Source organism: Emticicia oligotrophica DSM 17448 (genome assembly GCF_000263195.1).
GTDB lineage: Bacteria > Bacteroidota > Bacteroidia > Cytophagales > Spirosomataceae > Emticicia > Emticicia oligotrophica.
The window spans coordinates 4,141,891-4,157,339 of record NC_018748.1 but is presented as its reverse complement, the minus strand read 5'-3'; the positions used below and the strand labels follow the sequence as shown (position 1 = coordinate 4,157,339).

10 protein-coding genes are annotated in these 15,449 nt (G+C 34.3%); all 10 read right to left on the bottom strand.

The window, feature by feature from the left end:
- Window position 1: 1 nt before the first annotated feature.
- The 10 genes from EMTOL_RS17265 to EMTOL_RS17215 all read right to left on the bottom strand — a co-directional run bounded on the left by EMTOL_RS17265 (window position 2) and on the right by EMTOL_RS17215 (window position 15,417).
- A complete protein-coding gene (locus EMTOL_RS17265; RefSeq protein ID WP_015030603.1) occupies window positions 2–829 on the bottom strand; it encodes a sterol desaturase family protein in 828 nt (275 codons plus the stop codon).
- Window positions 830–1,072: 243 nt separating this feature from the next.
- A complete protein-coding gene (locus EMTOL_RS17260; protein WP_015030602.1) occupies window positions 1,073–1,426 on the bottom strand; it encodes a hypothetical protein in 354 nt (117 codons plus the stop codon).
- A gap of 373 nt (window positions 1,427–1,799) precedes the next feature.
- Window positions 1,800–2,480, bottom strand: a complete 681-nt coding sequence (locus EMTOL_RS17255) for a response regulator transcription factor (RefSeq protein WP_015030601.1) — start codon at window positions 2,478–2,480, stop codon at window positions 1,800–1,802.
- Between the two features lie 82 nt (window positions 2,481–2,562).
- Window positions 2,563–2,781 carry a hypothetical protein gene (locus EMTOL_RS17250; RefSeq protein ID WP_015030600.1) on the bottom strand — a complete coding sequence of 73 codons (219 nt, stop codon included), beginning with the start codon at window positions 2,779–2,781 and terminating at the stop codon, window positions 2,563–2,565.
- 111 nt (window positions 2,782–2,892) lie between these two features.
- Entirely contained in the window at window positions 2,893–4,266 is a 1,374-nt protein-coding gene (locus tag EMTOL_RS17245; protein ID WP_015030599.1) for a HAMP domain-containing sensor histidine kinase, read from the bottom strand.
- Window positions 4,267–4,361: 95 nt separating this feature from the next.
- Window positions 4,362–7,460 carry an efflux RND transporter permease subunit gene (locus EMTOL_RS17240; protein ID WP_015030598.1) on the bottom strand — a complete coding sequence of 1,033 codons (3,099 nt, stop codon included), beginning with the start codon at window positions 7,458–7,460 and terminating at the stop codon, window positions 4,362–4,364.
- 238 nt (window positions 7,461–7,698) lie between these two features.
- The gene (locus EMTOL_RS17235; protein WP_015030597.1) at window positions 7,699–9,138 is read right to left on the bottom strand and encodes a TolC family protein; all 1,440 of its coding nucleotides are present in this window, start codon (window positions 9,136–9,138) and stop codon (window positions 7,699–7,701) included.
- Complete coding sequence (locus EMTOL_RS17230; protein WP_015030596.1) at window positions 9,125–12,373, bottom strand: efflux RND transporter permease subunit; 3,249 nt, start codon at window positions 12,371–12,373, stop codon at window positions 9,125–9,127. Before EMTOL_RS17230 ends, EMTOL_RS17235 begins: the two co-directional genes overlap by 14 nt.
- Before the next feature lie 28 nt (window positions 12,374–12,401).
- Window positions 12,402–13,490, bottom strand: coding sequence for an efflux RND transporter periplasmic adaptor subunit (locus tag EMTOL_RS17225; protein ID WP_015030595.1), 1,089 nt, complete (start codon window positions 13,488–13,490; stop codon window positions 12,402–12,404).
- Window positions 13,491–14,307: 817 nt separating this feature from the next.
- The gene (locus EMTOL_RS17215; RefSeq protein ID WP_015030593.1) at window positions 14,308–15,417 is read right to left on the bottom strand and encodes an efflux RND transporter periplasmic adaptor subunit; all 1,110 of its coding nucleotides are present in this window, start codon (window positions 15,415–15,417) and stop codon (window positions 14,308–14,310) included.
- Window positions 15,418–15,449: the final 32 nt, after the last annotated feature.

The window sequence follows — 15,449 nt, the reverse complement described above, 5'->3', positions numbered from 1 at the left end:
TTTAGCCTTTCATATTAATCTTCACAGAACTTTTATCAGATATTAGCGGAATAGTCAATAACTTACTAAAAGTATTAAGATTACACTCATCAAAATGCGTATCAACACCAAAAACTACTGCTTCCTTAGGTAATTGAGCAAAAGTACCAAATATTCTATCCCAAATGCTCAATACATCTCCATAATTTGTATCTGTATAAGGTTGTAAATAATGATGATGAACATGATGAAAATTAGGAGTAACAAACAGATAACTCAGCCAAGAATCAACCTTTTCTGGTAGTCTTACTTCTGTATGAGCCAATACATTTGAAAATATTTGAATAAACTGGCGGAAAATAAGAGCCCACAATGAGACCCCGCCCAAAAATACCCAAAGTGTGGTAAAAAGCAGTCTAATTGTAGTTTCACCAGGATGTTCTCGTAATGTTGTAGAAACATCCAATTGTTTATCGGCATGATGAACTAAATGAAATTTCCAGAGTTTTTTTACTTTGTGCATCAATAAATGATAGGCATATTCGCAAAAATCAAGATATAAAAAAGTCAAGATAAAAAGCGTTAACGCATTCACTTTCTGGATTTGATGAAATAACCCAAATTCATGGTTTTGAGTCCATTTAAGCACAAAATTCATTAAATATCCTAGTACGAACTGAACTGGAGCTGCAGTAAGCATAAATTTGGCATTAAGCCATAAATGACTTACTTTATTCTTTGCGTGTTCATAAAAATACTCAATATTCCAAAACAGAAAAAAAGAGAACGACAACAATAAGACTCTATGAAAATCGGGTGCTGAATTAAAATAGTTAATCAGGTTTTTCATTTAAAATTAAAGGTTAGTAGTTAAATCTTACACGGATTATAAAAAATGATAATGGGGTTGATAAGATTAAGTTTTTTTAAATCCCACTCCTAATCATCATATACCATCAAAAAAGAAAATTCGTACACTAATCATAGATATTTCTAAGTGTTCTATATTTCTTACCGTGTAAATTTAATCTTACCAAATAGAAAAAAATTCAAAGCCACATTAAAACCCAATTAAATACTTTCGGTAAATATTTTACCTTAATTCAACCTTAACTAAGTCTAAGGTATAGGTTTCTTCAATCTGGCTTTGATAAAAAGATTGTGCGTAATTTTTTACTTCAAAAATGAGAAGGCCGTTCATGAAATCAATCATTATTTCAGTACCTAGAAGAATTTTACCTGAAACTAACTGTTCGAATCTCATGATACAATCAGATAAATGATGGCGTAGTTTTATAAAATCACTTTCAGTAGAATTTGGAAAAAAATCTTTGATGTTTTCAAAAGCCCAAGGTTCAATATGCAATTTGAGTAATCTTGGTTTTTCACTCTTGAATGATTGAATTTGTGTATTGTAAGGTAGGTTTGCTAAAAATGAAGTTTCCATAAGACTTGAAAAGATTAAGATTCAACAAAATTTTATTAAAAGTCTCTGATTAAAAATCGGGTTTTAATCAGAGAACTATAACCCTAACTAACTAAACCCACTATGGCGGATTAATACTTCTACTCTAAAAAAAGCTCTGGTTAATGTGAAACCAGAGCTTTAAGACCTAAAATTCCTTTATGAAAATTCACTATTACTGTTTCTTGATGTAAAAGTATAGGTATTATCTTAATTGCTTCTAAAAATCAAATTAAAGAGTGATTAAAAATAGAATCCGCCTCATAATACAACTCAAACACCTTATTATCAAGTATTTACAAAAAAATAGCCTAGATTTTATGTCAAGGCTATTTTATATTCTTAATAAGAATTACTACTCTTTTAAGATATAACCCATTCCCACTATTGTGTGGATTAGTTTGGAAGAAAATTCTTTATCAACTTTTTTTCGAAGAAAATTTATGTAAGTATCAATGGTATTACTGGTTGGGTCAAGGTCTGAGTCCCAAATCTTTTCAGCAATATCAACCCTGGATACTACCCTATTATGGTTAATCATTAAATACTCAAGCAAAGCATATTCTTTAGCAGTCAACAAAATATCTTTCCCGTTTCTAATGACTGTTCTGGCTGTTAAATCAAGTTCTAAGTCAGCGACTTTCATAATATTACGCTTTACTTGATGCTGCACAATTGCATTTCTTCTATGTAGAGCGTTGAGTCTCATTAAAAGCTCTTGAAACTGAAATGGTTTCACCAAAAAATCATCAATACCAGCATCAAAACCCAAGGCTTTATCGTTTAATGTACCCATGGCTGTGAGCATCAGAATTGGGGTATTTTGCTTTTCAGACCTAATTTGTTGTGTAACGTCATAGCCATTCATTTTTGGCATATTAACATCCATAATAATTACATCATAATCGTTATCGAATGCCATCTTTAGGCCCATTTCACCATCTTTGGCAATATCTGCCATGTGTGTATTTTCCTCAAGACCTTTTTTAATGAATTCAGCCAAACGGAGCTCGTCTTCTACAATCAGTATTTTCATAAAATCGAAAAATTTTAGCAAGGCAGTAAGCTACCTTGCTAATATAAATTTGTGGGAATCAGAGCAAAAATATTAAGAAAAATTATTTATGTGCGTGTTTAGCTTCTTTTTTTGTCTCTTTCTCTGTTTTTTTAGCTTCTTTCTGCTCTTTCTTCATTTCATGAGCAGCCATTTTAGCCGTTATTTTATCTTCTTTTTTCTCTAATTTAGCTGTTTTTTTTGAAACTTCAGGTGTTGTTTGGGCATTTGCATTTGCAGCAAAAATAGCCGCAATAAATGCTAAAATAAGATTTTTTTTCATGTCAGTCTATATTATAGAGTTAGCTACCAAATCACTGTTTGGCTTTCTAAATCAAAAATATATTCTAATGATAAAAAACATCTAAAACCTAAATTAAAAGCAAATTAAAGTCTAATAAAGCTGCTTTACGGGCAATTCTACTGTAAAAATTGAACCAACACCTTCTTCTGATAAAACCGATATTTTCCCAGAATGAATTTCCACGATTCTCTTGGTTAGTGGTAAGCCAATTCCATGTCCTGAGATTTCTTTGGTTTTTTCATTTCTATAAAAAGGTTCAAAAATATGTTCCGTTTCACTCGAAGACATCCCCACCCCTTTATCAATAAAATCAATCCTAATTGAATTTTTCTCATATAAAATTTTCGCTTCTACTCTTTTATCTGCACTATACTTACATGCATTTTCCATCAGATTTCTAAAAACCAATACTAATAATTCTGCATTTCCACTCACAATCATTTGCTCATCATTTTCAGGAATCTGCTCAAACTCAACATTAATATGATATTCTGGTTGATTTTTTTTAACAATATCAGAAGCAGCCCATAATACTTCATCAACCCTTACCTCTACAAAAGGCACCGACTGGGCATCGGCATTCATTCTTGCTAATTCGAGTAAACTATTTACTAAATTTATCATATTGTTAATATCCACTTGAAAGTTTTCTACAGTTTGTTTGTATTCTTCAACTGTTCGTTCTTTCATGAGTGTCACTTGGGCATTACCCAATAAAATAGATAGGGGGGTTCGAAGCTCGTGTGTTACATAAGATACAAAATTTCGTTGTTGGGTATAGGAATTATCTAGTCTATCAAGCAAATCATTGAATGTATGAGCCATTTGGCCAATTTCATTATCAAGGTCGGCTTCTGGAATTCGTGATTGAAGGTTTTTGCTAGAAATCTTCTTCATTCTTTTGGCAATTTCACCAATAGGCCGCAAATCTGTCCTGATATAATATCTCGTGGTAAGCGTAATAATACTAATTAGTAAAACCGAACTAATGATTAAAATATAAAGGAGATTTCTTTGTTTATTAAAGCCAGATAAGTCATATCCTGCAGCTTCTATTACAAGCAGACGTTTATATTTATTGTTACGACTGAGGAAAATGGTTCTTTCATATCCATCTTTTTTAAATTCAACCTCATGCTTATACACTTCTTTTAGTAAATTATCTGTTAAGTGATTAACAGCATATCTCGATTTAAAAATTACGGTGCCCGTTGAATCATAAATAATAAATTGCTCTTGAGTATAAATATTTTCTTTCATATCATCCATTGTACGAACATCTTCGCCACTCAAGCCTTTGTCTATAATCATTTTTTCAATCGAAATAGCATTATTCCGAAGGTATAGATAAAACTCATTTTCACGGAAATTACTATAAAAGAGGTATATATTAGCCGAAAAAATGATGAGTGCAACACTCAAAATTGTTGGAATACGTATGGTCTGTTTGTCAACTATTTTCATAAAGAAATTCTCGATTAATTATCATGCAATATCACATATAACAAACAAAATAAAAAAGGGCTAAGCATAAATCTTAGCCCTTCATATTATGAAAATTAATTTAAAGGCAACTTTTCTTTATAAAAGACATAGAAAATTATAGGGAAGGCTAGTAAAGTTAAAACCGTTGCGGTTATTAATCCACCAATCACTACAATTGCCAAAGGTTTTGAAGTTTCTGAGCCAATACCGTGAGAGATTGCTGCAGGAATTAAACCAATTGCAGCCATCATGGCGGTCATTATTACAGGTCTAATACGTGAAATAACACCTTTAGTAATAGCTTCCGTGAGATTCATTCGTTCATGAAGGTTTTTCTTGAATACTGAAATTAAAATAACGCCATTTTGAATACAAATACCGAAAAGTGCAATAAAACCAATACCTGCCGAAATACTAAAATTCGTACCCGAAATTAGCAAAGAAGCTATTCCACCAATGATTGCAAATGGTACATTCACCAATACAATTCCAGCATCTTTAATATTGCCAAATAATACAAATAATATCAAGAAAATCAACAACAAACTAATTGGAACTACCTGCATTAAACGGTTGGTAGCACGTTGTTGATTTTCAAAATCACCAGCCCATTTCATTGTATATCCTTTAGGTAACTTCACGTGTGCATTTACTTTTTGCTGGGCTTCTGCAATGGCACTTCCCATATCTCTTCCACGAACCGAGAATTTTACTGCATTGAAACGTTGATTAGCCTCACGGAATACTAATATTGGGCCAGTATTGTAATAGATTTTAGCTATTTCTTTCAACGGAATTTGAGTATTATTCATCGTTGGAATTAATAAATTACTGATTTCGGAATCAGATTTACGATATTCTGGTTGGAATCTAATTCTTAAATCAAACTTACGCTCTCCCTCGTATATTTGAGTAGCCGCTTTACCACCAATGGCCATTTCAATAACTGCTTGAGCATCACCTTTTTGAACACCATAAAGACCCAACTTGTCTTCATCTAATTCAATTCTCAATTCGGGCTGGCCAATATTTTTAATTACCCCTAAATCTTCAATTCCACGAACAGTAGCCAATTGATTATGTACCTCTTTGGCTTTTTTCTCCATCAAAACTAGATCTTGTCCGTAAATTTTCACGGCAATACTACCTTTAACCCCCGAAACTGCTTCCTCAACATTGTCCATAATAGGTTGCGAGAAGTTGAAGTTAACACCCGTGAATTTATCAAGCCGTTCTTGCATTTGACTGATTAATTGTTCTTTTGAAATATCTCTTTTCCAATCCTCTTGTGGGAAAATATCAACCAAAAACTCAATATTATAAAAGCCAGTTGGGTCGGTTCCATCATTTGGACGGCCAGTTTGAGACATCACCCCTTTTACCTCTGGGAAACTTCTAAATACTTGACGCATCTCATTGGTATATCGAATCGATTCATTCAATGAAATATTCATCGGCATACTTGCACGCACATAAATCGAACCTTCATTCAATTCTGGAAGAAATTCTGAGCCTAAAAACTTAAAGTTAAATAGACCCAATACTACTACAATTACAGTAATTAGTAATGTTTTGCGTTTATGATTGAATACATAATTAAAGCCTTTCATTACCCATTTTTCAATAAATAACACAAACGGGTTGTGTTTTTCACGTACATTCTTTCTTAATAAAATACTTGCTAAAACAGGCACCAACGTAAGTGTAAAAATCAATGCTCCGAGTAAAGCAAAACCCAATGTCCAAGCTAAAGGTGAGAACATTTTTCCTTCAACTTTTTGGAAAGAAAATATTGGAATCAAACAAGTTATGATAATTAGCTTTGAGAAAAATATGGCTTTACCCATTTCTGTACCAGTCTTACGAATAATACCCAATTTTGAAAGCTTATTGTATCGCTCCATACCTATCTGATTAGCCAAATTATCAAGCACCACGAAAATTCCTTCTACCATTACAACTGCACCATCGACAATAATACCAAAGTCAATCGCTCCCATTGATAGTAAATTGGCAGACATTCCTTTCAAACGAAGACAAATGAATGAAAATAATAGAGCCAATGGAATAACAATCGAAACAGTAACCGTTGTACGCCAATCGGCCATAAACAAAAACACAATGCAGGTAACAAATATAATTCCTTCTAAAAGGTTATGTGTTACGGTGTGGGTAGCAAAATGAATAAGGGTTTCTCTATTATAAAAAGTATTAATTTTTACATCTTGTGGCAAAATAGAAGTATTAAGTTCTTCAATTTTTGCTTTAACATTTTCTATAACCTGACTTGGATTTTCAGCTTTACGCATCACAACAATACACTCAAGAACATCATTTTGTCCATCTCTACCAGCTTGACCCAGACGAGGTAAGGCCGATTCTGTAACTGTTGCCACGTTTTTTACCGTAATTGGTACGCCATTCGCACTTTTAATGATTATTTTTTCTATGTCATTAATCCCCTTCAAAAGGCCAATTCCACGAACAACATAAGCCTCTGAATTTTTTTCAATCACATCTCCACCAACGTTTACATTCGAGTTGGCAACCGCTTGATAAAGCTCAAGTGGAGTAACATCATAATCTGCTAGTAAATGAGGATTAGCACTAATCTCATAGGTTTTTACTTCTCCACCAAAACTAACTACATCTGCTACACCTGCTACCCCTTTCAACTGTCGTTCAACCACCCAATCTTGGATTGTTTTCAATTCTCTGACAGTTCGTGCTTTACTTTCAAGTGTATATCTGAAAATTTCACCAGTAGGGCCATAAGGAGGTTGTATATCAGGTTCAATACCTTCTGGTAAATTTACACTTCCTATCAAATTATTAATTTGTTGACGAGCAAAAGCATCATCAACACCATCTTCAAACATAACTTTCACAACCGAAAGACCAAAAACAGTAGTCGAACGAATATCTGTTTTCTTTTGAACAGGATTCAATCCGATTTCTATTGGAATTGAAACAAACTTTTCAACCTCCTCCGCACTTCGGCCCGGCCATTGTGTAATAATTGTGATTTGTGTATTTGTTACATCGGGAAAAGCCTCAATTGGTGTATTTTGGTAGGCAATCCAACCACCAATAACTGCTAATAAAGTAGCAAAAAAGATAAAGTATTTATTTTTGAGGGAAAAGGATAAAATTCCTTTGATGAATTTGTTCATGACACTCGTTGTTTGCTTGATAGCACAAAAGTGTTGTGGTAGTCTGAAAGACGTTTAAAGGAAAGATTAAAAGAGGATTAAAACAAAAATAAGTTTAATAAGAAAGGATTGAATATATTTAATGAACAAATATGTAACTATTCAAAAAATCCACAAAGATTTCTAAAAAAATATCTAGTTTAATAATACCCTAGTTTATTTCTTAAAAACCTTTGTGGATGATAATTTACACTTAATATTAATTCCAGCCTCCGCCTAATGCTCTATAAGTGTTAACAGCCGCATTCAATTGTTTCATGCGAGTTTCGATTAATTCCATTCTGGCTTCAAGTACATCTCGTTGAGTTAACAATACCTCCATGTAATCTGCACGTGCAGCTTTGAAAAGTTTTAGCGAAATATCTGTTGACCTTGTCAATGCTTCCACTTGATTATTTTTCATTGAATAATTCTTTTCAAGATTATTAATGTTTGCCAACTGATTTGTAACCTCGATAAATGCATTTAAAACAGTCTTTTCATAATCGTAAACTGCTTGAATCTGCTTGGCATTCGCATTTTTATAAGTTGCTGTAATTGCATTTTTATTTACTAATGGACCAGCCAAATCTCCAGCTAATGACATAATCAAAGATTGTGGCAAATTCGCTAATAAAAGTGGGTTAAACGAACGAAAACCTAATGATGCAGAAAGCCCCAACGAAGGATAAAAATTAGCTTTTGCAACACTTACATTCAATTTAGCAGCTTGAATACCTAATTCTGCACGACGAATATCGGGGCGTTTTTCCAATAACTGTGCAGGTAATCCAACGGAAATTTTCGTAGGTACCATTGAAGCAAATTGTTGTGAACTTCTTTGAATTGGTCGAGGGAAACGTCCAACTAAAAAATTTATTCGATTTTCGGTTTCAACTATTTTCTGCTGAATTTCAAATTGAAGACTTTGAGTCTTAAAAACCTCAGCTTCAAATCTTTGAACAGCCAATTCTGTAACTTTTGCTGCTTCTTTTTCTTGTTTGATAATCAATAAAGCCGAATTTAATATTTCGATGTTTTTCTTGACAATATCTAATTGATTATCAAGTGCTAACAATTCGTAATAAGAATTAGCAATTTCAGCAACTAAGTTGGTCACCAGAAAGTTTTTTCCTTCAATTGTTCCTAAATAATTGGCGGCAGCTGCTTTTTGAGCATTACGCAATTTATGCCAAATATCTACCTCCCAGCTAGCAAAAGCCCCAAAATAAGAATCAGGAAGAACAACTGGAGTTCGTTTTCCTGGCTTAATTTCAGTAATTTCATCACTTGCACCCTTACTCGTATAGCGTGAAACTTTATCAACACCCGTTCCGCCCCCTAATCTTACAAATGGAAGGTACTCCCCTCTTCGTGCCATGATTTCATTTTTCGACATCTCAATTTCTTGCATTGTAATATTCAGCTCCTGATTATTTAGCAGTGCTGTGTCTATCAATGCATTTAGATATGGGTCATTGAAAAAATCCTTCCATTTTAGTTTCGCAGAATTGGTAGAATCCTGTGAAGCTGCATAATTAGGCAATGATTTATTTTCTATTTTGCCAATTATGGCCGGTGTTTTACAAGAGTCGAGAACTATTGCTGAAACGGCCAAAGCAATAAACAGAAGTTTCTTTTTTATGTTATTTCGTATCATCTTCGTCGTTTCGGTTTAATAATTTTTTCAATCTTTCATTCGCTTTTCTGATATTTTTCAAAATCTTACCGCGTTCTTCACTTGATTCCACAAACCTTTCAGATAATGGTTCTTCGTCCTCGTCTTTAATTAGATGTTTACCATCGGATAAACTTCCAAATATGTAATACAGACCTGGAATTATCATTACACCGAAAATTGTACCGAAAAGCATTCCACCCATAGCTGAGCCACCGATTGTTTTATTACCAATTGCACCAGCACCATGAGAAATAACCAAAGGAATTAGACCTGCTACGAAAGCAAAAGATGTCATTAAAATTGGTCGGAAACGAACTTTAGCTCCTTCAATGGCAGCATCAAAAATCGACATACCTTTTTGTCGCTGTTGAACGGCAAACTCTACAATCAATACGGCATTCTTCCCTAAAAGACCAACTAACATGATAAGACCTACTTGAGCATAAACATCATTGGCCATACCCATCGCTTTTAGCAAGAAGAAAGACCCAAATACCCCAACAGGTAGCGAGAAAATTACAGCCATAGGCAACAAGAAGCTTTCATATTGAGCCGCCAAAACGAAATAAACAAATATCAAAACGACAGCAAAAACATAAATTGATTCGTTTCCTCGTTTGGCTTCATCATAGGATAAACCTTCCCAAGCAATATCATAACCTTTTGGAAGTGTTTTTGATACTTCTTGAATAGCCTTGATTGCATCGGCAGTGGTATAACCTTTCGCTGGTTGTCCTTGAATTGACGATGAGTTGTACATATTATACCTTGTAATCTCGTTTGGACCCTGTTTTTTCACTAATTTCATGAATGCTGAATAAGGCACCATTTCGCCATTATCGTTTTTTACAAACATATTCATAATATCAGAAGGAAGACGTCGGAATTCTGGTGATGACTGAACATAGACCTTAAAGAAACGGCCAAAACGAATGAAACCCTGTTCATAAGTACTACCAATCATGATATTAAGATTCTCCATTGCTTTTCCAATGGATACCCCCTTTTGCATGGCCACATTATTATCAATCTCTAATTCATATTGAGGATAATTCGCGGCAAAGAAAGTAAATAAACCAGTCAACTCTTTACGCTTACCTAAAGCAGCCATAAAGTCTTTGTTTACCTTATCGAATTCTTGATAATCAGTTGTATTATTCTTATCAAGCATACGCATTGAAAAACCTGCTGAAGAACCAAAACCGGGTACGGCAGGTGGCTCGAAATACTCTACAACTGCCCCTAAATCTTTAGTTTTTTCTTCTAATTCTTCGATAATTTCATGTACTCCTCTTTCTCTTTCAGACCAGTTTTTCAAGTTAATCAAACAAGTACCAGCATTCGAACCACGACCTTCGGTCATGATTTCGTATCCTGCCAATGAAGAAACCGATTCAACGCCTTCTACTTTCTTACAAATTTCTTGTAATTCTCTTGAAACTGCATTTGTTCTTTCAAGTGTTGAACCCGGTGGTGTTTGAATAATGGCATAAATTGTACCTTGGTCTTCACTTGGAATAAATCCCGCTGGTAAGATTTTGTTTTCGAAGATAATTCCAACACTAAAAGCAACTAATATTAAGAACGTTAGCAATCGTTTATTAACAATGAACTTCAAAACACTCACATAACGACCTGTTAACTTTTCAAAACCTTTGTTGAATTGGTCAATGAGCCAATCAATTGGAGATTTTTTCTTTGGTTTTCCATGATTATTTTTAAGAATCATGGCACAAAGTACTGGGGTTAGCGTAAGAGCAACAACAGCCGAAAGTATGATAGAACTCGCCATCGTAATTGAAAACTGCCGATAGAAAGTACCCACAGGACCTGACATAAAGGCAATTGGTAAGAACACAGACACCATTACGAGCGTAATTGCAATGATAGCTCCACTGATTTCGCCCATTACTTTTCTAACAGCATTATATGGCGAAAGATGCTCTTCTTCCATTTTGGCGTGAACGGCCTCAACAACCACAATCGCATCATCAACCACAATACCAATAGCCAAAACCAATGCAAAAAGTGTGATAAGATTTATAGAAAGCCCAAACATTTGCATCACGAAAAATGCACCAATTAATGACACAGGTACGGCAATAATTGGAATAAGTGTCGAACGCCAGTCGCCTAAGAAAAGGAAAACAACCAAAGCCACCAAAATAAAGGCATCACGTAAGGTATGAAGTACTTGCTCAATTGAGGCATCCAAAAATTTCGATACATCATAACTCAACTTATATTCAACTCCGGGAGGGAAAGTTGCTTTTAACTCCTCCATTTTATCTTTTACTTGTTGAATTACTTCACTCGCATTACTACCCACATTTTGTTTCAATACAATCGCTGCCGAAGGATGACCATCAAGGTTAGAATAAATATCAAAAAATTCACTGCCAAGTTCTACTTTAGCAACATCTTTCAATCGAATACTTTCACCAGCAGGATTTGCTCGCAGAATCACATTTTCATACTCTTCGGGTTTATTGTAGCGGCCTTTGTATGTCAAAACGTATTCTAAAGATTGAGCCGCTATACCAGAACTTTGACCAATACGACCCGGGCGACCAATAATACTTTGCTCTGCCAATGCTTTCATTACATCTTCAGCCGAAATATTATATGCACGCATACGGTCTGGATTTAACCAAACCCTCATCGCAAATTGGCGACTACCCAAAATTTGCGTTCTTGCTACCCCATTGATACGGTTAATTTCGGGTAAAAGGTTTACGTTAGCGTAGTTATACAAAAACTTTTCATCGAAATTCTTACTTGTTCCATAGAGATTAATGTACATCAACATACTTGGTTGGATTGGTGTAATCACAACCCCTTCACGTTGTACTAACTCTGGTAACAAAGGCATTACTTGGTCAACCCTTGTTTTTACCCTAATAACCGCCTGATTAGGGTCGGTACCCGGTTCAAAAATTACACGAAGCGTTGCTTCACCCGCACTTGTTGCATCGGTGGCGAGGTATCTCATTCCCTGAACACCATTGATGGCATTTTCGAGGGTTACGAGTGTAGATTTAACGAGAACGTCAGCACTTGACCCTGGGTAAGCAATAAAGATATTGACTGTTGTAGGGGCAATTTCTGGAAACTGCGAAGTTGGCAGTTGCTTGATGGCTAAAGTACCAGTAAAAACTATCAATACCGAAATAACGATAGCCAATACAGGTCGTTTGATGATATTACTAAACATATATTTCTTTTGTTTCGGTGGATAAAAACTATTCAGCGTAAAGACTTAAGTGTGAAATTACCTGTGAAGGTTCTTCAAACTTGTAATCTATCTTTTGGTTTTCTTTTACTTTTCTTAAACCTTCCAAAAGAATCTTGTCGCCAGTAGATAGACCAGAAGAAATAGCATATAAATGCGGCATTTCAGCGGCAATCGTTACGGGGCGAGAACGCACAATATTGTCTTTATCAATTACATACACATACGTTTTATCGAGTACCTCAAAAGTAGCTTTTTGTGGAATAAGCAATGCATTTTTCACAGGAACTGTTACTTGAATATTACCTGTTTCACCATGTCTTAATAGTCCTTCTGGATTGGGGAACGTTGCTCTAAAGGCGATATTTCCTGTTTCATTATCAAACTCTCCTTCAATGGTTTCTACAATACCCGGAAACTTAAACAATTCATTATTAGCCATTTTGAGCGATACTTTTTGCATTCCACCATCACTTTTTGCATGGGTTTTAAAGTTTAAATACTGTGCTTCTGGCACATTGAAATAAACCCACATTTTGCTATTATCTGATAAAGTTGTAAGTAAATCACCTTCATCAACCAAACTACCTTTTCTTACACGAAGGCGGTCCATGATTCCATCAAATGGTGCTCGAATTTCAGTAAATCCCAAATGCACTTTCGTTAGAGCCAATTCAGCAAGAGCTTTGTCTAGTTTTGCTTTGGCCAGAGCTAATTCATTTGCTGAAACAATATTTCCATCAGCCAATGATTTGGTGTTTTTATATTCAATTTCTGCATAATTTGCTTCCGCTTCCGCTTTTTTCATTTCTGCTTGATAGAGGTTTGGCATAATCTGGAACATTAATTGTCCTTTTTTCACAAACTTACCTTCATCTACAAAAATGCCTTGTAAATAACCCTTCTCAAGGGCACGTAACTCGATATTATTAATTGATCGAATTTGGCAAACATAGTCGGTAGTGACAACAGTATCTTTGCGGATGGGAGAAGTAACTAGAAGTTTGGCATCTTCTTTCTTTTCCTCTTTTTCTTCTGACTTACAACTCGCATTAAAAAGCAAGACAGTCAAACCTAAAAACATGAGTGATTTTTTCATAATTATTCTTCTTCGGATTTAAAATTTATAATTGTCGAAGAGCTATTAAAATATAGGCAAAGCGTTGCCATTGAGGCCGAAAAGCCTATTTTAAAGCTTGTTTTTTTGCGTTTGATATACTGTTTGAATGTAGAGTTCTGTAAAAGCAGCAGAATGATTTACCTCAAACAGGTTCGAAATTTGATTTAATTGTATTGATGTCTTTTATAAGCAATTTTGCTTTCAAAAAACTAAAATCATAGTAAATAGGCACAGTTTAAAATAAACCTTTTATGGCCTTTATGATTTTTTTTAAATAAATAATAGTAGGTAAATTTTGATTGTAAGCCTAATAGGCAAATGGAAGGTTTTTTGGTATAATTATTTTCTTGTGTGGGATATGGTTTTTTATTTGTTTTCGCATCTTCGACTATTTCTTCTAAATAAAAGAAAAGATTATAAAAAGAAATAGCTGTTTTGAGGGTTAGTGCAAAAGTCTTAGTTAAACCACTCAAAGGCAAAACAATTGAGTTTCTTTTGTGAGGTGATAGAGTCGGACTAATATTTCTTTTAAACTCATCCGCTCGACAACTGGCACCCATTAAAAGAATACACAAAAAAAGAAGATATTTCAAAATTGTGTTACCCATTTATTTTTACAAAAATATTCAACGATGGCTTTCCAAATAAGTATATCGTCTTAAAATTTGATTAAAACTATCCCCAAAGTCGATGATTAAAGGTATTGTAATACAATTAATTATCATTAAAATTGGGGTATAAGAATCGAGTTACTAATTTCAGTAACCCGAATCTAAAATAAATAAACAAACAATAATTATTGAATAAGTGCTTGATATAAAGTCAATTGGTTTTCAGTCACAATTGGCGTATTTGCCTCAACTCCTGAATAAATAAAGGTTTTATCACCAACTACTTTGTAAATCGAAATAGGTTTTACAGCCAATTTTCCTGACTCTTTTACAACCACAAAATTCTGATTATTATCAAAAACTACAGCTTTGCTAGGCACAGCAAGACGTTGCTCAGAACCACCATATTCAACTATAATATTCGTAAACATTTCTGGTTTTAACTGAAAATCTTTGTTCATCAATTGAATTCGTACCTTTTCAGTTTTATTCATCGGGTCAAGCGTATTGAAAATTTTATCAATCTTGCCTGTATATACTTTATCTGGAAAAGATATAGTGGTAATTTTTGCTTCTTGCCCTAAATGCACCTTTGCAATATCTGATTCATATACATTTGCCATGACCCAAACACGGTCAAGGTTGCTAATTGTAAATAAATTTTCGGGGTCATCTCCACGCAGTTCCATGCCCGTAGCCGCGGTTTTTTCAACAATAAATCCATTAGTCGGAGCTTTAACTACATACAACATTCCTTTAGCACCTAAGATACTCTTTCTTTCTGCCACCCTATTTACTTCTGCTTTTGCAGTTTCTACACCCTCTTTGGCTGCAACTAATTCTTTTTGAGATGAAAGGCCAGACTTTGTCATATCTTCAGAAACTTGAAGATTTTTTTGTGCAACCGATAAATTACTTTTGGCAGAAATTGCTTGTTGCTCCAAATCGGCTAAATCTCCACTTCTAATCACCGCTAAAACTTGTCCTTTTTGCACATAATCGCCTAATTCGACTTTAACCTCCTCGATGTGTCCACCTACTAAAGGAAAAACTTTCACAACACCATCTTGGTCAAAGGTAATTTTGCCAGTTAAATTTAAAACCTGATTTACAGTTTTTACTTCTGCATTGATAGTTTTTAAATTTTTATAAGTTTCTGCATCTAAACTGACTTGCTTTTGAGCTGCTTCCTTAGAATCTTGTTTGGTCTGCCCTTCTCCACAACCAGTCATTGCAGTGGAAAAAATCGATACAATCGATAGCCCCAGAAACAATAATCTCAATGAATTTTTCATGTTATTTTATTTTTAAATATATAATTTCGATA

Bases quoted from the DNA above. Each gene is read 5' to 3' on its own strand.
- EMTOL_RS17265 (WP_015030603.1), bottom strand. From the start codon at position 829: ATGAAAAACCTGATTAACTATTTTAATTCAGCACCCGATTTTCATAGA.
- EMTOL_RS17260 (WP_015030602.1), bottom strand. From the start codon at position 1,426: ATGGAAACTTCATTTTTAGCAAACCTACCTTACAATACACAAATTCAA.
- EMTOL_RS17255 (WP_015030601.1), bottom strand. From the start codon at position 2,480: ATGAAAATACTGATTGTAGAAGACGAGCTCCGTTTGGCTGAATTCATT.
- EMTOL_RS17250 (WP_015030600.1), bottom strand. From the start codon at position 2,781: ATGAAAAAAAATCTTATTTTAGCATTTATTGCGGCTATTTTTGCTGCA.
- EMTOL_RS17245 (WP_015030599.1), bottom strand. From the start codon at position 4,266: ATGAAAATAGTTGACAAACAGACCATACGTATTCCAACAATTTTGAGT.
- EMTOL_RS17240 (WP_015030598.1), bottom strand. From the start codon at position 7,460: ATGAACAAATTCATCAAAGGAATTTTATCCTTTTCCCTCAAAAATAAA.
- EMTOL_RS17235 (WP_015030597.1), bottom strand. From the start codon at position 9,138: ATGATACGAAATAACATAAAAAAGAAACTTCTGTTTATTGCTTTGGCC.
- EMTOL_RS17230 (WP_015030596.1), bottom strand. From the start codon at position 12,373: ATGTTTAGTAATATCATCAAACGACCTGTATTGGCTATCGTTATTTCG.
- EMTOL_RS17225 (WP_015030595.1), bottom strand. From the start codon at position 13,490: ATGAAAAAATCACTCATGTTTTTAGGTTTGACTGTCTTGCTTTTTAAT.
- EMTOL_RS17215 (WP_015030593.1), bottom strand. From the start codon at position 15,417: ATGAAAAATTCATTGAGATTATTGTTTCTGGGGCTATCGATTGTATCG.